General features: G+C 62.5%; 27 protein-coding genes. 11 read left to right on the plus strand and 16 right to left on the minus strand.

The window, feature by feature from the left end:
- Positions 1-21 precede the first annotated feature (21 nt).
- Positions 22-375, plus strand: a complete 354-nt coding sequence (locus C8264_RS09635) for a YkvA family protein (protein WP_205245653.1) — start codon at positions 22-24, stop codon at positions 373-375.
- A gap of 57 nt (positions 376-432) precedes the next feature.
- Here C8264_RS09635 and C8264_RS09640 read toward each other — a convergent pair whose 3' ends face one another.
- The 5 genes from C8264_RS09640 to C8264_RS09660 all read right to left on the minus strand — a co-directional run bounded on the left by C8264_RS09640 (position 433) and on the right by C8264_RS09660 (position 4867).
- Positions 433-888, minus strand: a complete 456-nt coding sequence (locus tag C8264_RS09640) for a hypothetical protein (protein ID WP_245893032.1) — start codon at positions 886-888, stop codon at positions 433-435.
- 704 nt (positions 889-1592) lie between these two features.
- Positions 1593-2993: a class II fumarate hydratase gene (gene fumC / locus C8264_RS09645; RefSeq protein WP_108460770.1), complete on the minus strand. Its 1401-nt coding sequence runs from the start codon at positions 2991-2993 to the stop codon at positions 1593-1595.
- Positions 2994-3107: 114 nt separating this feature from the next.
- Positions 3108-3287 (minus strand): 50S ribosomal protein L32, encoded by a 180-nt coding sequence (gene rpmF / locus C8264_RS09650; RefSeq protein WP_108460771.1) that lies wholly within the window; start codon positions 3285-3287, stop codon positions 3108-3110.
- A gap of 288 nt (positions 3288-3575) precedes the next feature.
- On the minus strand, positions 3576-3986 hold the full coding sequence (locus tag C8264_RS09655) for a response regulator (protein ID WP_108460772.1): 411 nt from the start codon (positions 3984-3986) through the stop codon (positions 3576-3578).
- Entirely contained in the window at positions 3986-4867 is an 882-nt protein-coding gene (locus C8264_RS09660) for a zinc-ribbon domain-containing protein (protein ID WP_108460773.1), read from the minus strand. The genes C8264_RS09655 and C8264_RS09660 overlap by 1 nt, the downstream gene beginning before the upstream one ends.
- 226 nt (positions 4868-5093) lie before the next feature.
- Between C8264_RS09660 and ftsE the strand changes: the two genes are divergently transcribed.
- The 4 genes from ftsE (at position 5094) to C8264_RS09680 (ending at position 8033) form a co-directional block, all read left to right on the plus strand.
- Positions 5094-5756: a cell division ATP-binding protein FtsE gene (ftsE, locus tag C8264_RS09665; protein WP_108460774.1), complete on the plus strand. Its 663-nt coding sequence runs from the start codon at positions 5094-5096 to the stop codon at positions 5754-5756.
- Positions 5749-6678 carry a cell division protein FtsX gene (locus C8264_RS09670; protein ID WP_108460775.1) on the plus strand — a complete coding sequence of 310 codons (930 nt, stop codon included), beginning with the start codon at positions 5749-5751 and terminating at the stop codon, positions 6676-6678. Before ftsE ends, C8264_RS09670 begins: the two co-directional genes overlap by 8 nt.
- 76 nt (positions 6679-6754) lie before the next feature.
- On the plus strand, positions 6755-7564 hold the full coding sequence (locus C8264_RS09675) for a lysophospholipid acyltransferase family protein (protein WP_108460776.1): 810 nt from the start codon (positions 6755-6757) through the stop codon (positions 7562-7564).
- 127 nt (positions 7565-7691) lie between these two features.
- On the plus strand, positions 7692-8033 hold the full coding sequence (locus tag C8264_RS09680) for a hypothetical protein (RefSeq protein WP_108460777.1): 342 nt from the start codon (positions 7692-7694) through the stop codon (positions 8031-8033).
- 12 nt (positions 8034-8045) lie between these two features.
- Here the strand turns inward: C8264_RS09680 and C8264_RS09685 are convergent, their stop codons facing one another.
- Positions 8046-8582: a gamma-glutamylcyclotransferase gene (locus tag C8264_RS09685; RefSeq protein ID WP_108460805.1), complete on the minus strand. Its 537-nt coding sequence runs from the start codon at positions 8580-8582 to the stop codon at positions 8046-8048.
- 138 nt (positions 8583-8720) lie between these two features.
- Here C8264_RS09685 and C8264_RS09690 point away from each other — a divergent pair, with 138 nt between their 5' ends.
- Positions 8721-9692 (plus strand): DUF2125 domain-containing protein, encoded by a 972-nt coding sequence (locus C8264_RS09690; protein ID WP_162783549.1) that lies wholly within the window; start codon positions 8721-8723, stop codon positions 9690-9692.
- Between the two features lie 128 nt (positions 9693-9820).
- Here C8264_RS09690 and C8264_RS09695 read toward each other — a convergent pair whose 3' ends face one another.
- The 5 genes from C8264_RS09695 to argH all read right to left on the minus strand — a co-directional run bounded on the left by C8264_RS09695 (position 9821) and on the right by argH (position 15599).
- Complete coding sequence (locus C8264_RS09695; RefSeq protein WP_108460779.1) at positions 9821-10792, minus strand: prephenate/arogenate dehydrogenase family protein; 972 nt, start codon at positions 10790-10792, stop codon at positions 9821-9823.
- The gene (gene hisC, locus C8264_RS09700; RefSeq protein ID WP_108460780.1) at positions 10789-11877 is read right to left on the minus strand and encodes a histidinol-phosphate transaminase; all 1089 of its coding nucleotides are present in this window, start codon (positions 11875-11877) and stop codon (positions 10789-10791) included. The genes C8264_RS09695 and hisC overlap by 4 nt, the downstream gene beginning before the upstream one ends.
- Before the next feature lie 63 nt (positions 11878-11940).
- A complete protein-coding gene (lysA, locus tag C8264_RS09705) occupies positions 11941-13200 on the minus strand; it encodes a diaminopimelate decarboxylase (RefSeq protein ID WP_108460781.1) in 1260 nt (419 codons plus the stop codon).
- Between the two features lie 182 nt (positions 13201-13382).
- Entirely contained in the window at positions 13383-14102 is a 720-nt protein-coding gene (locus tag C8264_RS09710) for a gamma-glutamylcyclotransferase (protein ID WP_162783550.1), read from the minus strand.
- Positions 14103-14150: 48 nt separating this feature from the next.
- Positions 14151-15599: an argininosuccinate lyase gene (argH, locus tag C8264_RS09715; protein WP_205245654.1), complete on the minus strand. Its 1449-nt coding sequence runs from the start codon at positions 15597-15599 to the stop codon at positions 14151-14153.
- Between the two features lie 22 nt (positions 15600-15621).
- Between argH and C8264_RS09720 the strand changes: the two genes are divergently transcribed.
- On the plus strand, positions 15622-16284 hold the full coding sequence (locus C8264_RS09720) for a TlpA family protein disulfide reductase (RefSeq protein WP_245893034.1): 663 nt from the start codon (positions 15622-15624) through the stop codon (positions 16282-16284).
- Between the two features lie 34 nt (positions 16285-16318).
- Here the strand turns inward: C8264_RS09720 and C8264_RS09725 are convergent, their stop codons facing one another.
- From C8264_RS09725 to uxaC, 5 genes are all read right to left on the minus strand, one after another.
- Positions 16319-16540 (minus strand): hypothetical protein, encoded by a 222-nt coding sequence (locus C8264_RS09725; protein WP_108460783.1) that lies wholly within the window; start codon positions 16538-16540, stop codon positions 16319-16321.
- Between the two features lie 17 nt (positions 16541-16557).
- The gene (locus C8264_RS09730) at positions 16558-16740 is read right to left on the minus strand and encodes a putative motility protein (protein ID WP_108460784.1); all 183 of its coding nucleotides are present in this window, start codon (positions 16738-16740) and stop codon (positions 16558-16560) included.
- 96 nt (positions 16741-16836) lie between these two features.
- On the minus strand, positions 16837-17427 hold the full coding sequence (locus C8264_RS09735; RefSeq protein ID WP_108460785.1) for a cob(I)yrinic acid a,c-diamide adenosyltransferase: 591 nt from the start codon (positions 17425-17427) through the stop codon (positions 16837-16839).
- 2 nt (positions 17428-17429) lie between these two features.
- Positions 17430-17627 carry a twin transmembrane helix small protein gene (locus C8264_RS09740; RefSeq protein WP_108460786.1) on the minus strand — a complete coding sequence of 66 codons (198 nt, stop codon included), beginning with the start codon at positions 17625-17627 and terminating at the stop codon, positions 17430-17432.
- A gap of 145 nt (positions 17628-17772) precedes the next feature.
- Positions 17773-19179: a glucuronate isomerase gene (gene uxaC / locus C8264_RS09745; protein ID WP_108460787.1), complete on the minus strand. Its 1407-nt coding sequence runs from the start codon at positions 19177-19179 to the stop codon at positions 17773-17775.
- Between the two features lie 197 nt (positions 19180-19376).
- Between uxaC and C8264_RS09750 the strand changes: the two genes are divergently transcribed.
- The 4 genes from C8264_RS09750 to C8264_RS22130 all read left to right on the plus strand — a co-directional run bounded on the left by C8264_RS09750 (position 19377) and on the right by C8264_RS22130 (position 23091).
- Complete coding sequence (locus C8264_RS09750; RefSeq protein ID WP_162783551.1) at positions 19377-19541, plus strand: hypothetical protein; 165 nt, start codon at positions 19377-19379, stop codon at positions 19539-19541.
- A 50-nt stretch (positions 19542-19591) separates the two neighbouring features.
- Positions 19592-20266, plus strand: coding sequence for a response regulator transcription factor (locus C8264_RS09755; protein ID WP_108460789.1), 675 nt, complete (start codon positions 19592-19594; stop codon positions 20264-20266).
- A complete protein-coding gene (locus tag C8264_RS09760) occupies positions 20256-22721 on the plus strand; it encodes a sensor histidine kinase (RefSeq protein ID WP_108460808.1) in 2466 nt (821 codons plus the stop codon). The genes C8264_RS09755 and C8264_RS09760 overlap by 11 nt, the downstream gene beginning before the upstream one ends.
- Positions 22722-22917: 196 nt before the next feature.
- Positions 22918-23091, plus strand: a complete 174-nt coding sequence (locus C8264_RS22130) for a hypothetical protein (RefSeq protein WP_162783532.1) — start codon at positions 22918-22920, stop codon at positions 23089-23091.
- The last annotated feature ends 340 nt before the right edge of the window (positions 23092-23431 follow it).

Here is a 23431-nt window from a genome sequence, read left to right on the forward strand (position 1 = left end):
ATGGGCCATTTAAGAGGCATGATGAAAAACCCATTCTCGCCTTTGGCCCTGCTCGGTCGCTTCACCATCGGCCGGTTCTTCCTGTTCCGTAAGGAACTCATGACACTGTGGCGCGCGTTCCGCCACCCGGCGACCCCGGTGGCGCTGAAGGCAGCGATGCTGCTGGTGCCGCTGTATCTGATCAGCCCAGTCGACCTGATCCCGGATTTCATTCCGTTCCTGGGCATCATGGATGACTTCGTGATCGTGCCGCTGCTGATGAGCTGGCTGGTGTCGATGCTGCCGCTGGAAGTGACTGGCGTCAGGGCGCATGCCTCCGCCAATACACGCCGCAATGGTGGCCCCACCATCGATGGTCGCGCTCGCCGCCTTTAGTCGGTTTCGCATTGCCAGAGTTTGAACGCCGGTCCCTGGGGGCCGGCGTTGTTGTTTTCAGTTCATGGAGACGTCGCGGCTGGCGCTGGTGATCGAGACGGTGAAGCCCGCCACCACGTCGATCAGGCTCATCACCATGAGCAGGAAGAACACCGAGCTTGATGCTGCCCCTACGAGGAGGAATTCGATCAGGAACGCGACGAAAACCACCATGGAGAGCATATGCTCCATGATCGAGGCCCGGGCGGAATTGGTGGATTTGAGCACTTCGATGAAGAGACAGATGATGCCGACGACCAGAAGGAAATCGCCGGCACTCACCGCCCAGCTGACCCCCGAAGGCATTGGCAGCGCGAACAGGCCCGCTCCCCAATTGACCGGATTGCCGCCGAACAGGGTGAACACCACGAGGTTGTAGGCCAGGAACGGCAGGATCAGCAGCGGCGGAATGAACCGCCCATTGTGCCCGCCGCGGTTGTTGCCCTGGGGCGGAATATAGACGGTTTCGGTCACGGCAAGCTCCGGGTTGAAGTCAGGGGAGCATGCCAGAGGCGGGGGCTTGGGTGAAGGGGGTGGGATATTTGCGGGCTCGGCTCATTGTGTGCGCCGGACGATACCCAATTGCGGTGTCATCCCGGCGCAGGCCGGGATCCATCTTGAGATGACGTTACAAGCCGCAAGGTGGTTCGAACGATCCACACTTGGGTAGCCCACCATCTCAGGATGGATCCCGGGTCGAGCCCGGGATGACACCGTGGGTGTGCGGAGGTGAGTGCGTTCAACGATCGCCCGACACTGCACTCTCTCACCGCGTATATGGAGAAAGGACGAGGGTAAGTGCGTTATTTCAGCTTGGGGGCCCCACAATCTGTTCCCTTTATCCCCCCATCGAAATCTTCCGCTATCCTCCCCACACCAACCTCACGCCCAGCGGGTCGCGCGAACCGGCTAGTGTTGTTGTCAGATGGGGCGGGGAATGTCGTGATCCCTGCAGGCAAGCGGAAGTGTCGCCGGGGCTATTGACGCTCCGAGGCCAGAGTCGCGCGCGCCAGAAAATCCCATCGCATGTGGCGAGGCTTTGTCTCACACACTAAAACTTACCGAGGCAGGGCCTCGCCACGTGCACGCTGATCAAAACCGCCGGGCTTGGGAGCCCGGGCGGTGCTTCGGCGTGCCTGGTTGTTGCCGAGGGAGGCGTTGTGCTGGTGGGCTGCCTGCTACGACTTCAGCTTGAGCGGGCCGACCATCTGTTCGGGCTTGACCTCGGCGTCGAACTCTTCGCCGGTGAGCAGGCCCAGATTGATGGCTTCCTCGCGCAGGGTGGTGCCGTTCTTGTGCGCGGTCTTGGCGATCTTGGCGGCGTTGTCATAGCCGATGCGGCGGTTGAGAGCGGTGACCAGCATCAGGGATTGATCCACCAACTGCTTGATGCGGGTGCGATCGGGCTCGATGCCGATGGCGCAATTGTCGTTGAACGAACGGGCCGAATCGGCCAGCAGGCGCACCGACTGCAGGAAATTGTAGGCGATGACGGGCTTGAAGACGTTGAGCTCGAAATTGCCCTGCGAGGCGGCAAAGCCGATTGCAGCGTCATTGCCCATCACGTGGGCGACCACCATGGTCATAGCTTCGGACTGGGTCGGGTTGACCTTGCCGGGCATGATGGACGAGCCGGGCTCGTTCTCGGGAATGGTGATTTCGCCCAGGCCGGAGCGGGGGCCCGAAGCCAGCCAGCGCACGTCGTTTGCGATCTTCATGAAAGCCACGGCCAGCTGCTTGAGGGCGCCCGAAGTGCCGACGAAAGCGTCGTGGCCGGCGAGCAGCGAAAACTTGTTGGGGCCGGTAACGAAGTCCTGCCCGGTAAGCGCCGCGATTTCGCCGGCGACGGTGACGGCGTAGTCAGGGTGGGCATTGAGGCCCGTGCCGACAGCCGTGCCGCCCAGGGCCAGCTCCCTAAGCTGGGGCAGGCTCGCCTTGATGGCCGCGACGGCATAATCGATCTGGGCGACCCAGCCGCTGATTTCCTGACCAAGGGTCAGGGGCGTTGCGTCCTGCAAATGGGTGCGGCCGATCTTGACCACGTCCATGAATTCCTCGGACTTGGCATGAAGCGTATTGCGCAGCACTTCGACGCGCGGAAACAGGTAGTTTTCCAGGGCTTCGACCGCCGCGATGTGCATTGCGGTGGGATAGGTGTCGTTGGACGACTGGCTCATGTTGACGTGGTCATTGGGATGCACGGGCTTCTTGGAGCCCATGGTGCCGCCGGCCATTTCAATGGCGCGGTTGGAGATGACCTCGTTGACGTTCATGTTGGATTGGGTGCCCGAGCCGGTCTGCCAGACGACGAGCGGGAAATGATCGGCCAGCTTGCCGGCAATCACTTCGTCGGCCGCGGCGACGATCAGGTCGCGGGTGGTTTCGTCCAGCAGGCCCAGTCTGTGATTGGCAAGGGCGGCGGCCTTTTTGAGGATGCCGAAGGCGTGGATGATTTCGCGCGGCATCTTTTCGCCGCCGATGTCGAAATTGGCGAGGCTCCGGGCGGTCTGCGCGCCGTAATATTTGTCGGAGGGCACATTGATGGTGCCCATGGAATCCGATTCAACGCGCATGCTCATGAGAACGATCTCCAGGATTGGCCGCACTCCCGGCGGCTTGGCAAAACGAAACGGCCGACCCGTTACCGGATCGGCCGCTACAATAGGGGCAAGGAGCGCATCGCGCTGCTTGGCTTATTTCTTGACGTCGAGAATCTGCCGGCCGCGATACATGCCGGTCTTGAGGTCGACGTGATGCGGACGACGCAGCTCGCCCGAATCCTTGTCTTCGACATAGGTGGGGGCGGCAAGAGCGTCGGCCGAGCGGCGGAAGCCGCGCTTCATCGGCGAGGTCTTTCGTTTTGGCACTGCCATGGTCGGTACTCCGAATTCAATATCGTTGCGCCGCCAGAAGCGGCCCAGAGACTTATCTCTGTTGGGGTTGATGGGCTCTATAGAGCAAGTGCGAACGCTTGGCTAGGGGGATTTGCGAGACTTCCGACTAGAGCGGTTGCGTTTGATAAACCACAGGTCAAGGGCCTGAGACCTCATGGTGAGCTTATCGAACCACGAGATCGAGCGAGTGGAGGCTGGGGTGCCACGGCCTCGTGGTTCGACAGGCTCACCATGAGGACTACTGAGGGCATTCTTCGCGCGATTGTCTTAGCTTTCGCGCGCCTGCCGGCCGAGGGAAACCACCTCCACCGGCTTGCCGGCCAGAGCGTCGTCGATCTTGCTCAAAAGCTCGGCCAGGGTGAACGGTTTGACGATGACGTCATAGATGAGGGCATCGAGCCCATGGGCGCGCTCGCGCTGGTCGGCAAAGCCGGTCATCAGGACGATGATGACACCGGGAAACTTGGCCGCGACGTGCAGCGACAGGGCAATGCCATCCATGATGGGCATCTTGATGTCGCTCAGCATCAGATCGAACCGCCCGTTCTCGGCGTCCATGGTTTCGGCGGCCAATCCGCCATCGTCTTCGGCAACGACTTCGTGCCCCTTCATGGTGAGGGCGCTGACGACGAAGGCGCGAACCGAAGGGTCGTCCTCGGCAACAAGAATGCGGGCCATCAATGATGCTCCGGTGGGGTGGTAATATCAGCCGACGCCGCGTTGACGGTCTCGATCGCGACGGGCTGGACCCGCGAGTTGGGCCGTGCGCTATCTGCTTCGTCGAAAGTGAGGCGCACCCGCCTGGCATCGCCGGGCGGCATGGCCAGCTGGGTGTCGAACGTGGCGCGTTCCCCGGCCATCAGATCGGCGATGGCGGGAGCGATGCTCCAGGCATAGATGCTTTCGGCGGCCCCATCGAGCAGGGTGACGACAATCGGCGGAACCGGGCTCGGGGCGGCGTTGAGGCCCACGATCTGCGCCGAGACCATCAACGTGTCCTTGCCATTGCGCAGGGTACGCTGGGTGGTCACATCGGTGAAATCGAGGCCGGCAATGTTGACGCCCAGGCCGACCGCTGCATAGACCCCGGCCATTTCCGGGTATTGCTCGACGATCTGCACGCGGCCAAAATAGGCCAAGCCCGCTATGGCGCAGAGCAACAGTGCCAGCCCGACACGGACGGCGCGGCGCAGGCGGGCCAGCGGCTGGCTTGCGGCAATGGCATCCTGGCGCCGCGAGAAGGCACGCTGGCGGCTACGCACGACGGCGGGATCGATTTTTGCGGCACTTGCCGATTTCTGGCGGTTTTCCTGATCGGCGATGTACCGCGCCAGTTCCGCGGCGACGGCCTGCTCCTCCGCCTTCAAGGCTTCGTCGAGCCCATCTTCGACGATCGCCTCGAACATGGCCTTGTTCTCGGCCAGGGCATCGTCCTGCTCGACGGGTGCCTGCTGCCAGGCCTGCTGGCAATGGGCGCATTGCACCTTGCGGCCAGCCGATCCGATGGCCTCGTAGGTCACCTGATACTTTGTCTGGCAATGTGGACACGCGATAATCATGGAGCCAGACGCTGGTGACGCGGAGAGCGGTTAAGGGCAGCGTTCAACCTAGCGGCAGGGTGTTAATAGTCCTCAAACCCGCGCCGGTGGCTACACTATCCACCACATTTGTGCCGCTTTCGTCCCGCCTAGGACGCGGTGTAGTCCATCAGCGGGCGGGCGCTGCTATGGTGCGGCCAATGCCTGATTCGCGCATCCGCTCAGAGCTATTGGGGAGCCAGCGTTTTTGATCGAGTTTTCCGACGTGGGGCTGCGCTACGGCAATGGTCCGGAGATCCTGCGGGACCTGACATTTTCCGTCGAGCCCGGCTCGTTCCATTTCCTCACCGGTCCTTCGGGCGCGGGCAAGACATCGCTGCTGCGGCTCCTGCTGCTCTCCCTCAAGCCGTCGCGGGGCAAGGTGACGATGTTCGGCGAGGATGTGAGCAATCTCACCCAGGACCGGCTGCTGCAGATGCGGCGGCATATCGGCATCGTCTTCCAGGAATTCCGGCTGCTCGATCACCTGACCACGTTCGAGAACGTCGCCTTGCCGCTACGGGTGCTGGGCCAGCCGGAAAGCGAATACCGGCCCAATGTCACCGAACTTCTGGAATGGGTTGGCCTGGGCGAGCGGATGAATGCGCTGCCGTCGCTGCTTTCGGGTGGCGAAAAGCAGCGTGCCGCCATTGCGCGGGCCGTGATTGCGCGCCCCAAGGTGCTGCTCGCCGACGAGCCCACCGGCAATGTCGATCCGGAACTGTCGAGCCGCCTGGTGCACCTCTTTGCCGAACTCAACCGCACGTTGGGGATGACCATCATTCTGGCGACGCACGAATTGCCATTGCTCGACAAGTTCAACTATCCACGCATGCTGCTAAGCAAGGGCGAGTTGGTGATCCATGATTGAGCGGTTGCTGACCCTGTTGCCGCGCCGCCGGGGCGCTGCCCCCATCGTTCCCGAAAAGAGCGTCGCCGGCCGTACCCTGCTCTTGATGATCACCATCATGAGCTTTCTGTCCGCCGTGACCCTGGGCGGGGTGGTGCTGGTACAGAAATCGGCCATCGCCTGGTCCGCCGATGTGGGCCGGGAGGTCACCATCCAGTTGCGGCCCGTCGAGGGCGAGGTGATGGAAAGCAATCTGCGCACGGCGGTGACGCTGGCGGAAACCACGCCCGGCGTAGCCTCGGCACGCGCGCTGACGATCGAGGAAAGCCAGGCACTGCTGGAGCCGTGGCTGGGCGCGGGGCTGGACCTGAACTCCATCGAAATTCCGCGGCTGGTGGTGGTGCAACTGGCCGATCCGGTGGATGCCGATGTCGAATCGCTGCAGCGAAACCTCGCGGCAATCAAGGGCGCGAGCCTTGATACGCATGCGGCCTGGCGGCAGCAGCTCAACACCATGGCAGGCACGATCGTCCTCTCGGGCCTATTGGTGCTGGTGCTGATCGGGGCCGCCACGGTGCTGGCGATCATCTTTGCCACGCGCGGCGCCATGGCGACCAATCGCGAAATCGTCGATGTGCTCCACTATATCGGGGCATCCAACAAGTTCATTGCCGGCGAATTCCAGGGACGGTTCCTGTCGATCGGCCTGCAGGGGGGCCTGCTGGGAGCGGTGGCGGCGCTGCTGTTTTTTGTGATGATCGGCACGGCCGCGGGCAACATGTTGTCCAGTGAGGCGGGCGCACAGGTCGGCATTCTGTTTGGCCGGTTCGCCCTGGGCATAGATGGCTTGATCGGCATCGTCGCGGTTATCCCGGTCATCGCGGCGCTGACCGCGATTACCTCGCGCATGACCGTGCGGCGGTTCCTGAGCGAAACCTCCTGAACGGCAACGGGCTCGCCAATTTCACCGGCCGCGTTTATGACGCTTGCAGAAGCCGCTCGATCCGGGAGTTAAGATCATGAAGGTCGTTCAGGCCATCCGCACGGCGTTGTTCTACCCGCTGTTTATCGGGCAGACGGCGCTGGTCGCCATTGTCATCGGAACCGTTGCGCTGATCAGCGGCCGGACCAGGCTGAGCTGGGGGTTGGCGGTGTACTGGTGCCGGTCGAGCCTGGTCCTGTTGCGGGCCATCACCGGCGTGCGCACCAAAGTGTCCGGTGCGGAAAACATTCCCCCTGGCGGCTGCATAATCGCGGCTAAGCATCAGAGCGATTGGGATGTGTTCTCAATCTTCCCCTATACCGGACGCCCCGCCTATATCGTCAAGAAAGAGCTGATGCGGATTCCGTTCTTCGGCTGGGCCGCGCGCTCGCTCGATTGCATCGAGGTGGACCGAAAACGCGGCGCCGAGGCCATTCCCCTGATGATGGCGCAGGCCCATGCGGCGGTCGAACGCGGCTGCCGCATCGTGATTTTTCCTGAAGGCACGCGCAAGGCTCCGCTGGCCAAGGCCGAGTATCGGCAGGGAATTGCCCGGCTTTATGCGGAACTCAACGTGCCGGTGGTGCCGGTGGCGCTTAACTCCGGAATGTTCTGGGGGCGCAATAGCCTCGTTATCTGGCCGGGTACGGCCGAGGCCAAATTCCTCGAACCCATCGAGGCGGGGTTGTCGCCCGACGTCTTCATGGCGCGACTCAAAAAAGCCATTGAAACCGAATCGGATGCACTGATTCTGAAGGCGCTGGAACAAACGCCTGCGCGGCCGTTTGAACCCGCATTCCAGGCAAAGGTGGACGCGCTCCGAGCTTCACGGCAGAATCCGGTATAACCACTACATATTGACGGGTATCGCGAACACCTGCATATATGTAGCTATCAGGTGGGCGGCTACTTGACGCGTTCTGCAGTTTGTTCTATTTTCGTTCCTGTTCAAGGCGCTTGGGGGCTAGCGTGATATGACCGTTACCGAAAGCAAGATCGTAGCGCATGACTTCAGCCGGCAGTCGAGCTGGCAGGGCCGGTCCGGTCGGGCATTTGGGATGGTCAGTGAAAATCTCGATCATTTCGCGATGAGCGACGTCGAGCTTTACGTCCTTGCCAAGGGCAGCCACGTGCTGTGGGTCGGGTCCACTGGCGAATTGGTGGGTGATCCGATGAGCCGCTCACGATTCCGCCTGGCGTTTGATTGCGCCGACCGGGTGTTTCGCGTGTTGAACTCCGGCGCAGCGGCCGAGCGGCTGTCCACCATCTGGGATCTGGAAGGGGCCGCGCCTCTGGCAAGCGCCCGGGCCGCGTAGAGATGTGTGCCCTCAAGCCGCTTGCTGTTCCAGCAGGGCAGCCAGGGCCATTAGCGGGCGATCGTGGATGCCAAGCTCTTGCAGGTGGCGAGCGGTGTTGAGCACATAGTCGATGTTGCGGCCGGATAGTCCAATGCCGGCGCGCACCATGGCTAATTGCTGGTCCAGCGTCAGCCCGCCGGCGAATTGTTCGTGGCGTTCATCGACCAGGAAGGCGAGGGCACTCACGGTGCGGCCATCCGCAAGGCGGACGGGCCGCATTGCATCGCGATAAACCGCAGTGACTTGCTCGCGTTCCTGCAGATAGGCGCGCACGTCGGTCCATTTGCTGTCGGCAACCTCGAACACCATGCCGCGGCACGAGCCGCCGCGCACCAGGCCAAACACCAGTCCCGGCAACTCCACCGTGCCGCGGTGATGATGCGAGACGATGGACAGGCTGCGATGAGCGCCGCGCAGCAAGCCTTGCTGGGCGGACAGATAAGGAAAGCCCGGGTTCCAGATCAGGGAACCGTAGCCGAAAACCCAATGGGTTGGTGTGTCGGTCATGTGGTCAAGCATCGCCATAAGCTGAACAGAAATCTAGGCATTAGCTAGCCCGCGCGAAAGAGCCGGGCGACCCGGATTTGCCCTATGCGCCAGATGGGCGCTTCAACCGGGCCAGCGGCGAAGGTAAGACTGCCGACCATGAAAAAGCGAATCATCATCCTGGGCAGCATTGTCCTCGCCGTCATCGTGCTGTGGAGCGCAGCCTGGCTGGTAGGCGCGAACCTGATCCGGCAGAACATCGAAGCCCAGGCCCAAGCCGACGGCGTCACGGAGCCGCGCCTGACTTGTGGAGGCCTCGGTGTCAGCGGCTTTCCGTTCCGGTACGATGTCGATTGCGAAACGGCCGAGATCGCGATGGGCGATATCGTGCTGGACGTTCCGGGCGTTCGCGCCAGCATCCGCGTTTACGCGCCGACCCATCTGCTTGCCTCCGCATTGGGGCCGCTGCAATTGACCGACAGCTTTACCGGCACCCGCAATTCGGTCGCCTGGTCGGCGCTGGAGGCGAGCGTGCGGATCAATGACTGGCGCATCGCGCGCGCCTCGATCTCGGGCAAGGATCTGGTCTGGTCGGACACGCTGATGGGCGAGACCCTGATCGCGCAGAGCCCGCTGGCCGAGGTGCATCTGTTCGATATTCCCGAGCAGCATGATCCCGAGCGCGGGGTGGCCGCACTGGCCGGCTATGCGCTGGCGGATAACGTGTCCCATCCGGGCATAACGCTGAGCAATACAAGGGCCGAGGTGCAGCTGGAGGCAACGGGACTGCCTGACGATGTGCGCAATTGGGGCGATCCGCAGATCCTGCCTTTTATCCAGCAGGCAGGTGGGGCGCTCAAGATTGTTTCGATCCATGCGACCGACGCCGATTCGGTGCTGGACGCCAATGGGGCGCTCAAGCTCGATCCCCAGGGCATGCTGGATGGGGCAATCGCGATTAAGTCCACCGGGGTTGCCGAGCGGGTGGGCACCTTGCTGGCCGAACCCTGGCGCACGCTGGTGTTCGGTAATGCGGCGGCCGATGGTTCGTATTCCAACCAGCTGATTTTCCGCGCTGGCGGGGTGTTTTCGGGCCTGGTTCCGATCGCGAGTACGCCGCCGCTGTTCTAGGCGGGGCGGGAGAGACCTCATCCTGAGCTTGTCGAAGGACGAGGTCGGGTGAGTGGAGACATGGTGGCACGACCTCGTGGTTCGACAGGCTCACCATGAGGCCTACTGTAAGCTTCGAAGTCGGCTTGTTAGGCGTCGTCGCCGCCGCCGTGTTCGCGCACGATGCTTTTGCCGGGCACCGGCGGAGCTTCATGCGGCCGGCCGAAGTCGGGCGCTGCCGTTTCCTGGCCGGCCGAGATGATCGAGCGGCGGATGGCCCGGGTGCGCGTGAACATGGCTTCGAGCGCCGGCCCATCGCCCATGCGAACGGAGCGCTGCAGGGCCGACAGATCCTCCGAGAAACGGCCCAGCATTTCGAGTACCGCGTCGCGATTGGTGAGGAAGATGTCGCGCCACATCACCGGATCGGACGCGGCAATGCGGGTGAAGTCGCGGAAGCCGGAGGCCGAAAACTTGATCACTTCAGACTGCGTTGCAGCTTCCAGATCGGCGACGGTGCCAACGATATTGTAGGCGACCAAATGGGGGATGTGGCTGGTGATGGCCAGCACCATGTCATGGTGGGCGGCGTCCATTGCCTCGACTTGGCTGCCCATGGCGCGCCAGAAGGCTGCGAGTTTGTCGGTCTGCTCGGGATCGACCTCGGGGCCGGGAGTGAGCACGCACCAGCGGCCGGCGAAGAGTTCGGGGAAGCCCGCCGAGGGGCCGGAATGTTCGGTGCCGGCCAAGGGGTGACCCGGAATGAAGCTGACGCCTTCGGGCACCAGCGGTGCGAGGGTGCGGACCACGTGGCCCTTGACGGAGCCAACGTCTGAAAGGACGGCGCCTTTTTCGAGCGCTGGAGCGATCGCGCGCATCACGCCTTCATAGGCGCCGACGGGCGTGCAGATGATGACCAGATCAGCGCCGCGCACGGCCTCGGCAGCGTCCAGGGTGTAGATATCGCCCAGATTGAGGTCACGGGCCTCGTCAAGCGTCTCGGCCTTGCGGGTGGAAATGGCAATGACATCCACCAGACCCTGACGGCGCGCTGCGAGCGCGATGGAGGAGCCGATCAGGCCGATGCCGATCAGGGCGAGCTTGCGAAAGTGGACGCTCATGCGATTTGAACCAATGCCTTGAGGATGCCGACGACGCCGCGCATGGCTTGTTCAGAGCCAATGGAAATGCGCAGGCCATGAGGGATGCCATAGGAGCCGCCGATTTCGCGCACAATCAGGCCACGCTCCAGGAGCGTCTCAAAGGCCAGGGTGGCGTGTTCGGCATCGGGGAACAGCACCATCACGAAATTGGCTTGGCTCGGCACCACGTGTATGTGGTTGGAATCGAGTTCCGCGGTGATCCAGTCGCGCCACTGCGCGTTGTGCGCCTTGAGTCTCGCGGTGAATTCCACATCGCGCGTAGCGGCGGCGCCGGCCATCTGCGCGGGGAGATTGACGTTGAAGGGGCCGCGGATGCGGTTGATGGCGTCCACCAGATGGGCGGGGCCTACCATCCAGCCGATCCGGACCGCGGCCAGTCCCATCTTGGAAAAGGTGCGGACCATGACGACGTTTTGTGCCTCGTTGACGAGGTCCAGCCCAGTCGTGAAATCGGGTGCGGTGACATATTCGGCGTAGGCGTTGTCGATTACCAGCAGGATATCGTTGCGCAGGCCGGCGTGAAGGCGCCGGATTTCGCTGTCGGGCAGGTAGGTGCCCGTCGGGTTATTGGGGTTGGCAAGCCAGAGGATTTTCGTCTTTGGCGTGACGGCGGCCAGCAGGGTATCGACGTCGGCGGTGTAGTCGTCTTCATCGACCATGACGATATCAGCGCCGGCGGCCTTGGTGATGATGGGATAAACCGAAAAGCCATAACGGCTCATGATCGCTTCATCGCCGCCGCCAAGATAGGCCTGGGCCAGCAGGTGCAGCAGATCGTCCGAGCCATTGCCGCAGACGATGCGGTCCGGATCGATGCCGTGCACTTCGCCCAGCGCGGCGCGCAAGATTTTGGACGATCCCTCGGGGTAGATGTCGAGCTTTTCGGAGGCCGCGCGGAAGGCCTCAATGGCTTTGGGGCTGGCGCCGAGGGGGGACTCATTGGACGAAAGCTTGACTGCGTTGCTACCCGGCAGGCCGGACTTGCCGGGAACATAGGCGGCAATATCGAGAATGCCGGGCTGCGGCGTGGGAAAATCGGACATGATGGTGCGCCGGGGAAAAATCGGTCGGACCTTATGCAAATCACGGTCCGAACGCAAAGGGGGTCAGATCCAGTCGGGTACGCTATCGAGCGCGATCAGCTCATCGATCGACTTGCGCGGCCGGATCACGTGGAAGCGGTCGCCATCGACCAGCACTTCGGGGATCAGAGCGCGCGAATTGTAAGTCGAAGCCATCACGGCGCCATAGGCGCCGGCGCTCATCACAGCGAGCAGATCGCCCTCAGTCACGCCGGGCATGGTGCGCGCCTTGGCGAGGTAGTCACCGGTTTCGCAAACCGGGCCGACAATATCAGCGGTGATGGGGGCGAGGTTGGAGTGGTTGACCGGAACGATATCGTGGTGCGCTTCGTAAAGGGTGGGGCGGATCAGATCATTCATCGCGGCATCAACGATCACGAAATTGGTGCCGCCTTCCTTCACATATTCGACCTTGGTGACAAGGATGCCGGCATTGCCGACGAGCAACCGGCCGGGCTCGATGACGAGGGTCACGCCGAGCTGGCCGATCTTGTCGCGGACAACGGAGGCGTAGGCGCTGGGCAGCGGCGGGGCGTCTTCGTCGACATTGTAAGGGATGCCAAGGCCGCCGCCGACGTCGACATGGTGGATGTCGTGGCCCTCGGTGCGCAACGCCTTCACCAGTTCTGCCATCAGGCCGAACGCGTTACCGAAGGGTTCGAGGTCGGTGATTTGCGAGCCAATGTGCATATCGACGCCAACGGCCTCGAGATTGGGGAGTTCGGCGATGCGCCGGTAGACTTCAAGCGCGCGGGCATAGGGAATGCCGAACTTGTTTTCGGCCTTGCCGGTGGAAATCTTGGCGTGGGTGCGGGCGTCGACGTCGGGGTTGATGCGGACCGAAACGGGCGCAGTCAGGCCCATGTCGGTCGCCACCATCGACAGGCGCTCGAGCTCAGGCTCGCTTTCCACGTTAAAGCACTTGATACCAGCTTCTAGGCCCCGGCGCATTTCGCCGATGGTCTTGGCGACGCCGGAGAAAACGATCATGTCCGGCTTGATGCCAGCGGCCAGGGCGCGTTCGAGTTCGCCCAGCGAGACCACGTCAGCGCCGGCTCCTTCGGCGGCCATCAGCTTGAGCACGGCCTGGTTGGAATTGGCCTTCATCGCATAGGCGAGCAGCGTCGGGATGCCGTCGAAGGCAGCCTTCACCACGCGCACATGGCGGCGCAGCGTTGCAGCGGAATAGACGTAGAACGGCGTGCCCACCTTGGCGGCAAGCTCATTGAGGTTGACGTCCTCGGCAAAGAGGGTGCTGTCGCGATGTTCGAAATGGTGGACCATGTATTTTCTCTGGATCGGCCCGCACCCACGATGTCACCCCGGCGAAGGCCGGGGTCCATCCTGAGATCTCGGGATTGGCAGCATCTCAGGATGGATTCCGGCCTGCGCCGGAATGACACCGTGAGGGTTGGAAGTTTGGATGAATTCCTAGTGCAGTGCGGGCAAAAACAAAAGCCTCAGTCTTAACCGTCGGGCTCATAAGCGGCTTCGATGCGGTCGGCGACAAGTGATTGCAGCTGCCAGAGGTGGGGGTCGTGGATGCCCATTTCTTCCAGGTGCCGGACGGTGGCGAAGAGATATTCGGCCATGGAGCCGCGCGAGCCGACGGCGGTGGCCAGCACTTCGGCGATGCGCTCGACGGAAAGGCCTGAAACATAGCGGCCCGAATTGCGGTCAATGCAGAAGGTGAGGGCGCGGATGGTGCGATCGCCAGTGCGGGCGTTGACCCAGCGGGGCGGGAAGGCTGATGGCAACCAGGCCATTTCGCGCTCCAGCAGCTGGGTCATGCATTCTTCGATGCGGTCGGGCGGCAGGCGGTAGAGCACGCCCTTGCAGGCGCCGCCACGATCAAGCGCCAGCATGAGCCCGGGATTTTCGTCGGAGCCGCGAAAGCGGTTGTTCCAGCCCAGGCAAAAGGCGCGGTGCCAGCCGCGGACCAGACCGGTGCGCATTTCAACGAAATCGCAGGCCGGCCTCCAGATCAGCGAGCCATAGGCAAAGATCCAGACCTCGCCCATCTCGCCTTCGCGGGCAAACAGTTCGGCGATGGTGCGCTGGTGATCTTCCGGTGTTGCCGCATGGTAGCCCTCGGGTGGGGGCGGCATCTCTTCGGCGAGGTCGAGCGGTTGCAGATATTCGACGTGGCGCTCGGTGAGGCGCATTTTCCGCGACTTCTTTGGCACCGCTTGCTCCGTTCTGGTCTTGCGCAAACGGTGACTTATTCGCGATTCCTATTCAACCCCGCCGTCGCCATGGCCGCCATGCTTCTTTTTGCCCAAAGGTTTGGGTTCATGGCTTTGGCCGGTCAACAACGTCTTCCAGCGCGCGGCCTGCATCAGCACATTGGCGGGCGCGGTGCCGCCATAGGACTGGCGGGCGGCTACCGAGGCTTCAACGGTCAGAACCTTGTGGATGCGGCTATCGATGCGCTCGTCGATGGTCTTGAAGTCCTCGATGGTGAGGCCTTCAAGGCCACAGCCCTTGCCTTCTGCGAGAGCGACGATCTGGCCGGTGATGTGGTGGGCATCGCGGAATGGAATGTTGAGCTCGCGCACCAGCCAATCGGCGATGTCGGTGGCGGTGGAGAAACCCGCCGAGGCCGAGGCGCGCATGCGTTCGCGATTGGCGGTCATGTCGCCGACCATGCCGGTCATTGCGGCGAGGGAGAGGGACAGGGAATCGAGCGCGTCGAAGGCGACTTCCTTGTCTTCCTGCATGTCCTTGGAATAGGCGAGTGGCAGGCCTTTCATGACCACGAGCAGGCTCGTCAATGCGCCAAGGATGCGGCCGATCTTGGCGCGAACCAGTTCGGCGGCGTCCGGGTTGCGCTTTTGCGGCATGATGGAGGAGCCGGTGGTGAACTTGTCCGAGAGGCGGACAAAGCCAAACTGCGCCGAGCTCCAGATCACCATTTCTTCGGCGAAACGGGAGAGGTGCATGGCGCAGATCGATGCTGCGGCTAACGTTTCGAGGATGAAGTCGCGGTCCGATACAGCGTCGAGCGAATTGGCGGTGGGGCGGTCGAAGCCCAGCTTTTCCGCCGTCATGGTGCGGTTGATCGGGTAGGGGGTGCCGGCCAGGGCGGCCGAGCCAAGGGGACTTTCATTAAGGCGCTTGCGAGCATCGAGCAGCCGGCCGGCATCGCGGGCGAGCATTTCGACATAGGCCAGCAGATGGTGCCCGAAAGTCACCGGCTGGGCGCTTTGCAGATGGGTGAAGCCGGGCATGATGGTCTCGGCCTCGGCTTCGGCGCGTTCGACCAGCGCCAGTTGCAGGGTGGTTACCTGGATGACCAGCGTGTCGATGGTGTCGCGGACATAGAGCTTGAAATCGGTCGCGACCTGGTCGTTGCGGGAGCGGGCAGTATGAAGCCTGCCCGCAGCATCGCCGATTTTTTCTCGCAGCCTGCTTTCGACATTCATGTGAATGTCTTCGAGCGCCCGCGAGAATGTGAAACTGCCGTCCTCGATTTCGGCGAGCACCTCGTTTAGACCCGCAACAATGGCGTCGCGGTCCTCATGCGTCAGAATGCCCGTGTCGGCGAGCATTGTGGCGTGGGCTATCGATCCGGCAATATCCTGGCGGAAAAGACGCTGGTCGAAGCCGATCGATGCGTTGATTTCTTCCATGATGGCGTCGGGACCGGTTGCAAACCGTCCGCCCCACATCTTGTTGCTCATCGAAATACCTCGGAGACCGTTCATGACCGATACGCAGGCGCCACGACCCGGAGCAGCACGCCACGTGCGGGCGGCGATCATCCTGGGGTTGGCGGGATTGGCGCTAGCTATAGCGGCGTGGTTCTGGCTCGGCAATGCCGGTCAGGCGCGCGAATGTCCGGTGCAGGAGGGGGCGGCGACCGCCATCGGGGATGCGGCAGTGGGCGAGTTGGCAGCGCTCAATGGCACGGGCGAGGGGCGGGGCTATTCCACCATGGCGTTCAAGGACGCCGCCGGCAAGGACATGACCATTGCCGATTTCAAGGGCAAGAAGCTGCTGGTTAACTTCTGGGCCAGCTGGTGCGTGCCGTGCCGGGAGGAAATGCCTGCGCTGGATGCCCTGGCGACGGAATATAATTCGGACGCGTTCATGGTGCTGCCGATCAATCTCGATATCGGCGCTGGCGGGCTGGAAAAGGCACAGGCGTTTCTGGATGAAAACAGCTTTGCCAATCTGCCGCTTTATGCGGACAGCACTTTTGCGGCCTTCGAGCGGCTCAAGCAGCAGGCGGTGGCGGTGGGCCTGCCGGCGACGCTGGTGCTGGACGAGAATGGGTGTGAGCTAGGCGTGCTGCAGGGGCCGGCGGAGTGGAACACAGATGATGGGCGGGCGGTGATTGAGGCGTTGTTGAGCTTGGGGGCGTAGGGCTCACCATGAGGTGTCCTGAGGGATCAACCTTTTAGATCAGCCGGTCAACCACGGCGCCGGAATCCACCACTGGTGCTTCGGCTTGGCCGGTGGGGCTTAGCATTTCTGCTTTGGCTTGCTCATCGGTGATGGCGCGCTGGAGGGCGAGGCTCAGTTCGGCGACTTTGCCCAGTTGCGCCTCGGCGGGGGTGCCGGTGCGTTCCACGATGCGATTGATCATGACTTGTGGGTTGATGCCGAGCGCATTGCTCATGCCGTCCTCCGCTTCGCTCAGGCGAGCTTGTCGATCCTGGTGCCCTGACCCGGTGGGGGCGCTGCGGGCGCCGGTTGCAGAAGGGTTTCGAGAAGCTCGGTCTGCATTTCGTGGGTTTTCTTGAACACGGCGATCTGGACGCTGCCTTGCAGCTTCGCCGAATTCATCGCCATTATTTGCATGGTCAGGTCTGTGTTCATCCGGACCTCCTTGCACAATGTCCTGCCAGGAACACTAAGGGCAAGGCGTAAACAAAGCTTTCCGCAGCCGTCGCAATTTGGCGCAAGGTGTCGCCACTATTTTTTGACGTCTCCGAAATTGCCGGGCACCCAGAGCACATCGCGCTCACCATTGCCGTTGGCCACGCGCGACAGGACGAACAGCAGGTCGGAGAGCCGGTTGAGGTAACGTACCGCTTCGGAGTTGGTGTCCGGTTCGGCGGCGGCGAGTTCCACGGTGATGCGTTCGGCGCGACGGGTCACCGTGCGGGCCATATGAAGGGACGCGGCGAGCGGGGTGCCACCGGGCAGGATGAAACTCTTGAGTGGCAGCAGGTCGGCGTTGTAATGGTCGATCTGCTTTTCGAGGAACAGGGTCTGCACTGGCCGCACACGCAATGACGGATGTTCGGCCGCGGGGTCGTCCTCGCCCGGCGTTGCCAGGTCCGAGCCGACATCGAACAAATCGTTCTGAATACGGCTGAGCAGCATGTCGATCTTGGGCATCGAGCCGGTATGCAGGCGCGCCTGCCCGATCAGGGCATTGGCTTCCTCCACCGTGCCATAGGCCTCGATGCGTATGTCGTGCTTCACGCGGCGCGGACCCCGCACGAGGCCCGTCGTGCCATCGTCGCCGGTACGGGTATAGATGACGTTGAGCTTGACCATGGCTAGGAACGCCCGCCGAACAGGAACAATGCGGCCAGCAGGAGCGCCAGGGCGATTGCCTGGCCGATGACGCGCAGGCGCATCAGGCGCTGGCTGGTATTGCCCGGGCCGCCCTTGAGCATGTTCCAAAGACCCAGGCCCAGCACGATGACGACGAAGCACAAGGCCAGGGCAATGGTGATATTGAGAAGGGTTTCCATGGAATCCTACACGGGGGAATTGGGCACTAGCCTCTTATATACGCACTGAGCCTGTGGGCCAGCGCGTCATAAATGGCGCATGCAGACAATGTAGGGCCGCCTCGTGATGCCGCTAGTGCGCCACGAAGCAGCAGGAATGGTTCTCCTAGCTCAGGCGGTACGCATCCTTGGCGGCTTGGTAGCTGAGGTGATGGGCGATTTCGCGCGCGGTGGATTTGGTGATGCGGTTTTCGCCCACCCAGCGGCCCAGGAACCCGCAGACCTCGCGGCGCCACACGTCGTGGCGGGCGGGGATAGACAGGAGGGCGCGGGTGTCGTCGTTGAAGCCGGCCAGATTGTAGAAGCCAGCGGTTTCAACGACCTGGTCGAGATAGCGGCGGATGCCCTGTGGCGAATCGTGGAACCACCAGGGCGGACCGATCATCAGCGAGGGCCAGTAGCCAGCCATGGGGGCCAGTTCGCGGGCATAGGTGGTTTCGTCGAGGACGAACATGATGAGCCGCAGATTTGGCTCGTTGCCGCAGCGCGAGAGCAGGGCGCGCAGGCCATTGACGTAATCGGTGCTGCCCGGAATATCGGCGCCCAGATCCGTGCCGCGTTCGGCAAACAGCAGCGGATCGGTATTGCGGCGCGAGCCGGCATGGATCTGCATGACCATGCCGTCTTCGACCGACAGCAAAGCCATTTCGGTCATCATCTGGGCGCGGAACAGTTCGGCATCGGCGGCGTCATGACGGCCGGCCAGGATCTTGTCGAGCAATGCCTGCTTTTCCACCAGCGGCAGATCGGCGGTGTTCGCGGTGGGCACGCCATGGTCGGTGGCGACGGCGCCGAAGCGGCGGAAATACTCGCGGCGCTTGCGGTGGGCGTTGATGAGACCATCCCAGCTGGTGATATTCTCCCCGGTGATTTCGCCGAACTTTTGCAGGTTTTCCGCGATGGCCGGGCGGCTCGGGTCGGTGACGTCGTCGGGCCGGTAGGTGGTGCGCACGCGGCCGATGGTGCCGTTGGCTTCCATGGTCTGGTGGTGCACCAGCGGATCAAGCGCGAATTCGGTGGTTGCGATGACTTCTACGCGGGCGCGGTCGAGCAGGGCATGGGGCAGCAGATCAGGCGTTGCGAGCGCTGCGTCGATTTTGTCGTAGATGGCGTCGGCAGTGCTGGAGGAAAGCTCCTCGGTAATGCCAAAGCCCCAGGCAAGGGAATGGTCGATCCAGGTCTTGGAAGGGGTGCCGGCAAACAGGTGATAATTGGCGGCGAACAGGCGCCAGGCGGCGCGGCTTTCGGCGACCGGCTTGCCATCCTTGCGGGGCACGCCGAGATCGTCATAGCTGAAGCCCCGGCTGCGCAGCATGCGGAGCACGTAATGGTCCGGGGTCAGGAACAGCGCTGCGGGGTCGGAAAAGCGCTCGTTCTTGGCGAACCAGGCTGGATCGGTATGCCCATGCGGGCAGATCAGCGGCAGGTCGGCGACTTCAGGATAGAGCTCACGCGCGATGGACTGTGCGGGCTCGGAAGCAGGGAAAAGGCGGTCAGGGTGCAGGTGGGTCATGAAGCGGTTTTGCCATGAAGCCGGAGGCAGATCAACTATCTTCCATACAAGATAAACATCGGCAGTATTTTATGTAAATTAACCGCATTTGAAGGATCGCGTTCGCCCCTGCCGGAGCCCGGACTAGGCTTGCCTTGTGGCGGGTGAGAACAGCGCAAAGCGGCTGCCCAGGGCGATGTTTCTTGGGGATTTTCCTGATGGCGAACCTTGATAGCGAGCAGCTGTTTTCTTTGGCCGAGGCGCGGCGCCGGGCCCGGGCTTTCGGGCATGTGCAGCGTGCTCAGCTGATGCTGGCGGCGGCGGGTCTTTCCGCCTGCGCCATTGTTGCTGTCGCCGCAGCCATGCTGGGCACTCTCCTTTAGACAGGACCAGCTGAAAACCTTAGTGTGGCGCCGGGGAGTTACCGGTGCCGATGCGAATTCTGCTCGTCGAAGACAATGAAGATTTGGGCGAGGCCATCGAGAAGCGCCTGCGTAGCGCCGGGCATTCGGTGGAATGGGTGCGCGATGGCAACGAGGTGGTGCCGGTTGCCGAGGGCGATGATTTCGATGCGGTAGCGCTCGACCTGATGCTGCCCAATCGCGATGGCATCGGGCTTATCGCCGAACTGCGCCGCCGCAAGTTCGGTGCGCCGATCCTGGTGATCACGGCGCGATCGGAAATCGACGACAAGGTGAGCCTGCTCGATCTAGGTGCCGACGACTATCTGGTGAAGCCGTTCGATTTGCGGGAGCTCGAGGCGCGCTTGCGGGCGCTGATCCGGCGCACGGGCGGGCAGACCAGCAGCATGCTGGCGGTTGGCAATCTGGAGATGGATCTGGCGGGGCTCAATGCAAGCGTGGCCGGAGTGTCGCTGGAATTGGGCCGGCGCGAGTTCAGGCTGCTCGAGATTTTGGTGACCAGCGCGGGCAAGGTGGTGCCCAAGGAGCGGCTGATGAACCAGTTGTTCAATTTCGACGAATCCGTTTCCGTCAATGCGCTGGAGCTGCATATCTCGCGGCTGCGCCGGAAGCTCGAGGCGGCCGATATCGAGATCGGAACCGTGCGTGGCGTCGGCTATGTGGTGCGGCGGCCTCATGCCCCTTAAATCATTTTCGATCCGGCGGCGCATCCTGGCGCTGGCGTTGGCGCTGCTGCTGGCCGCTGCGGTGGTGCTGATCGTGTTCATCCGGGATTATGCAGACCGCTCGGCGGATCGAGCATTCGACCGTCTGTTGGCCGCATCAGCCCTGACCATTGCCGGGGCCGTGCAGGTGGAGGACGACAATGTCATTGTCGAATTGCCTTTTGCCGCCTTCGGCATGTTCTCGGGCGGCGACCGGGTGTTTTATGCCGTGGAAGATCCGGTGGGGGGCGCCGTCACCGGCTACGAGGATCTGGCGGCCATGCTGCCGCAGATGCAGGCCGCGGGGCCGATCTTTACCGACCGGCTTTATCGCGACGAGTTGGTGCGGGTTGCCAGTGTTGGGCGCCTGACCTCGTCAGGTGGAGATACCAATTGGGTGACGATCCATGTGGCCGAGACGCAGAACGAGCGCGAGGCGCTGGCCGCAGAAATCCTTGGCAATTCGGTGGTGCCGGTGGTTGCGCTGACGCTGCTGGCCATTGCGCTGGTGTGGTTCGGGATCGGGCGGATGTTTTCCCCGCTTTATCAGCTGGAGCAGGATTTGCGCGGGCGGGCGCCGCATGATCTGTCCCCGCTCGATGTGCCGGTACCCGTCGAAGTCAGCCATCTGGTCAATGCGCTCAATGGCTTCATGATGCGGCTGGGCAGCGCGGTGGAGCGTGTGACCGGGCTGGTGGCGGAGGCGGCGCATGAAGTACGTACCCCGCTCGCTTCGCTGCGGGCACAGGCGGAGATCGCAATGGAGGAGCAGGACCCTGACGCCTTGCGGCGGCGGGTCGGCCGCATTCACCAGGGCGCAGTGCAGGCTAGCCAATTGGTGAGCCAATTGTTGATGGAGGCGACAATTTCGCACCGGCTGGAAAACCAGGAAACCGAAACCAGCGCCATCGGGGCACTGATCGAAAGCGTCGGTCAGCGGCTCGAAGCAGAGCAGGCCAGGCGGCTCGTCGTTGGGCTGACGGACACGGTGGCAGAAGCGCAGGTGCGGGGCGATCGCGTCGCCTTGCGCGAGATGCTGCGCAATGTGGTGGACAATGCGCTGGTCTATACGGATGGGCCAGTGGAGATCAGTGGAGCCATCGATGATGGCATGCTCACGTTGGCGGTAAGCGACAGCGGCCCGGGCATTGCCGAAAGTGAGAAGCCGCTGGTGCTGGAGCGCTTCAAGCGGGGCGCAGCGGGGCAGGCAAAGCCGGGTTCTGGCTTGGGCCTATCCATTGTAAGGCGGGTGGCCGAGGCGCATCGTGGCGCGCTGCGTCTCAAAGATCGCGTGGGAGGCGGACTCGTGGTCGAGATCGATCTGCCGCTGGTCGGGCGCAATCCGAAGGCGGAGCAATTGCGCAAGGCACTGGGGAGCCTGGCCGTCGTCATGGCAGGGCTGTTCCTGGTTCAGCCGCATGAGGCAATGGCTGCATCGACGCGTTATCCCGCTCCCGATGGCAGTACCGAAACGGTGCTGACGATCCTGGGGGTGACCGATACGCCGCTGTTCCAGCATTTCATCACGGCCTTCCAGGCAGAGCGCCGCGACGTGACGGTGATCTATGAGGAAACCGATTCTCTGCCGCTCTATGAGCGTTTTTTGGCTGGTAAGGTTTCGCCCAAGCCGGATCTGCTGGTCAGCTCAGCATCGGATTTGCAGATCAAGCTGGCCAATGATGGTTACGCCATGGCCTATGACAGCCCCTGGCTGGCCGGACTGCCCAATTGGGCGCATTGGCGCAACGAAGTTTTCGGCTTCACGTTCGAACCGGCCGTGATCATCTACAATCCGGAACGAATCAGCGAAGCGGAGGTGCCGCGCACCCATTTGACGCTGGCCGAATTGCTGGAGACCCGGAAGGATGAATTCCGTGGCGCGATTGCTACCTACGACATCGCGGTGTCGGGCGTCGGCTATCTGCTCGCAGCGCAGGACCAGGTGATCTCATCCAATTTCTGGCGTCTTGCCGCGGCGTTCGGGCGGGTCAATGCGCAGTTTTCGGGGTCCAGTCCCGCCATTCTCAACGGGGTCGCCGATGGCTCGCTTGCGCTGGGCTATAACGTGCTGGGCTCCTATGCCTTTGCGCGCAAGGCGGCCGGCGCCAATATCGAGATCGTGGTGCCCGATGATTATGTGCTGGTGCTGACGCGTTCGATGCTGATCCCGCGCGATGCGCCTTTTCCGGAATTGGGGAAGGCGTTCATAGACTTTGCGCTTTCTCCTTCGGGCCAGGCCGTCGCGGCGGGGCAGACGGCATTGGGCTCGCTGATGAGCGGCACGCAGGGCGAATGGACCAGCGAGGCGATCGCGGCGCGCGGGCGCGGCGTCATCCAGCCTATTCCGCTGGGGCCCGCGCTGCTGGTGTCGCTGGATCAGCAGCGCCGCAAGCGCTTCCTGGATACCTGGGGCGAGATCGTGTCGCACAAACCGTGAATTCATGCGTTTCGCGCATAGCGAATTTGCAGTAATTGGAAATTTGGCCACTTTGAAGCGATTTTTTGCCTAACCGATGACGCTGGCGCATGGCTGAGTTGACGTTTCAGGCCTACCGCAAGTAGCCGATAGAGCCCATTTGAACAGTCATGAAAGCGACCCGGCAATTCGGCCTGGGTCCTGGAAGGAAATGGCAATGAGCACCCTGCGCAACTCTCGTTTGTTTGCGACCCTTGGCAATTTCGTCGATGTATTCAGCAGCGCTGCTGCCGTTGCGTCGGCTGTCGAGGCGGGACGGCAGCCCAATGCCAAGGCCTTGCGGACCCTGGGGATCGACGCCGACGCTTTCCGTTCGATCGGCAAGCTCTAGTCTCCCCTGCGCAGGGCGCTGTCCCTCCAGAGCGACCTGCGTCGAGCAGCTGTCGGACGAAGAAAAGCCCGGGTGCCAGCAATGGCATCCGGGCTTTTTTCGTGCGCGATTGTCCACGGCGTCGTGCTCCCCGGAGGCACTCTCCCCACCGGCGTCATTCCCGCGAAAGCGGGAAGGTGGACTCACGTTTGAAGTGCAACACGGTTAGAGAAGCTGGAGAAGACCTCATTTGGGGTTTGGAAGTCGAGACATTTTCGCGGGGTGTTGTTGTAGAGGGCGACAATGGTTTGCAGGTGCTCGTCGGTGATGGTTGCCAGGTCGGATTTTCGCGGCAGCCTGC

The organism is Devosia naphthalenivorans, from assembly GCF_003056355.1.
Classification (GTDB): domain Bacteria; phylum Pseudomonadota; class Alphaproteobacteria; order Rhizobiales; family Devosiaceae; genus Devosia; species Devosia naphthalenivorans.

What these genes read in the sequence shown, in the direction of transcription:
- C8264_RS09635 (WP_205245653.1), top strand. Translation starts at nt 22, where the DNA reads ATGAAAAACCCATTCTCGCCTTTGGCCCTGCTCGGTCGCTTCACCATC.
- fumC (WP_108460770.1), bottom strand. Translation starts at nt 2,993, where the DNA reads ATGAGCATGCGCGTTGAATCGGATTCCATGGGCACCATCAATGTGCCC.
- rpmF (WP_108460771.1), bottom strand. Translation starts at nt 3,287, where the DNA reads ATGGCAGTGCCAAAACGAAAGACCTCGCCGATGAAGCGCGGCTTCCGC.
- C8264_RS09655 (WP_108460772.1), bottom strand. Translation starts at nt 3,986, where the DNA reads ATGGCCCGCATTCTTGTTGCCGAGGACGACCCTTCGGTTCGCGCCTTC.
- C8264_RS09660 (WP_108460773.1), bottom strand. Translation starts at nt 4,867, where the DNA reads ATGATTATCGCGTGTCCACATTGCCAGACAAAGTATCAGGTGACCTAC.
- C8264_RS09670 (WP_108460775.1), top strand. Translation starts at nt 5,749, where the DNA reads ATGATTGAGCGGTTGCTGACCCTGTTGCCGCGCCGCCGGGGCGCTGCC.
- C8264_RS09675 (WP_108460776.1), top strand. Translation starts at nt 6,755, where the DNA reads ATGAAGGTCGTTCAGGCCATCCGCACGGCGTTGTTCTACCCGCTGTTT.
- C8264_RS09680 (WP_108460777.1), top strand. Translation starts at nt 7,692, where the DNA reads ATGACCGTTACCGAAAGCAAGATCGTAGCGCATGACTTCAGCCGGCAG.
- C8264_RS09685 (WP_108460805.1), bottom strand. Translation starts at nt 8,582, where the DNA reads ATGACCGACACACCAACCCATTGGGTTTTCGGCTACGGTTCCCTGATC.
- C8264_RS09690 (WP_162783549.1), top strand. Translation starts at nt 8,721, where the DNA reads ATGAAAAAGCGAATCATCATCCTGGGCAGCATTGTCCTCGCCGTCATC.
- C8264_RS09695 (WP_108460779.1), bottom strand. Translation starts at nt 10,792, where the DNA reads ATGAGCGTCCACTTTCGCAAGCTCGCCCTGATCGGCATCGGCCTGATC.
- hisC (WP_108460780.1), bottom strand. Translation starts at nt 11,877, where the DNA reads ATGTCCGATTTTCCCACGCCGCAGCCCGGCATTCTCGATATTGCCGCC.
- lysA (WP_108460781.1), bottom strand. Translation starts at nt 13,200, where the DNA reads ATGGTCCACCATTTCGAACATCGCGACAGCACCCTCTTTGCCGAGGAC.
- argH (WP_205245654.1), bottom strand. Translation starts at nt 15,599, where the DNA reads ATGAGCAACAAGATGTGGGGCGGACGGTTTGCAACCGGTCCCGACGCC.
- C8264_RS09720 (WP_245893034.1), top strand. Translation starts at nt 15,622, where the DNA reads ATGACCGATACGCAGGCGCCACGACCCGGAGCAGCACGCCACGTGCGG.
- C8264_RS09725 (WP_108460783.1), bottom strand. Translation starts at nt 16,540, where the DNA reads ATGAGCAATGCGCTCGGCATCAACCCACAAGTCATGATCAATCGCATC.
- C8264_RS09730 (WP_108460784.1), bottom strand. Translation starts at nt 16,740, where the DNA reads ATGAACACAGACCTGACCATGCAAATAATGGCGATGAATTCGGCGAAG.
- C8264_RS09735 (WP_108460785.1), bottom strand. Translation starts at nt 17,427, where the DNA reads ATGGTCAAGCTCAACGTCATCTATACCCGTACCGGCGACGATGGCACG.
- C8264_RS09740 (WP_108460786.1), bottom strand. Translation starts at nt 17,627, where the DNA reads ATGGAAACCCTTCTCAATATCACCATTGCCCTGGCCTTGTGCTTCGTC.
- uxaC (WP_108460787.1), bottom strand. Translation starts at nt 19,179, where the DNA reads ATGACCCACCTGCACCCTGACCGCCTTTTCCCTGCTTCCGAGCCCGCA.
- C8264_RS09750 (WP_162783551.1), top strand. Translation starts at nt 19,377, where the DNA reads ATGGCGAACCTTGATAGCGAGCAGCTGTTTTCTTTGGCCGAGGCGCGG.
- C8264_RS09755 (WP_108460789.1), top strand. Translation starts at nt 19,592, where the DNA reads ATGCGAATTCTGCTCGTCGAAGACAATGAAGATTTGGGCGAGGCCATC.
- C8264_RS09760 (WP_108460808.1), top strand. Translation starts at nt 20,256, where the DNA reads ATGCCCCTTAAATCATTTTCGATCCGGCGGCGCATCCTGGCGCTGGCG.
- C8264_RS22130 (WP_162783532.1), top strand. Translation starts at nt 22,918, where the DNA reads ATGAGCACCCTGCGCAACTCTCGTTTGTTTGCGACCCTTGGCAATTTC.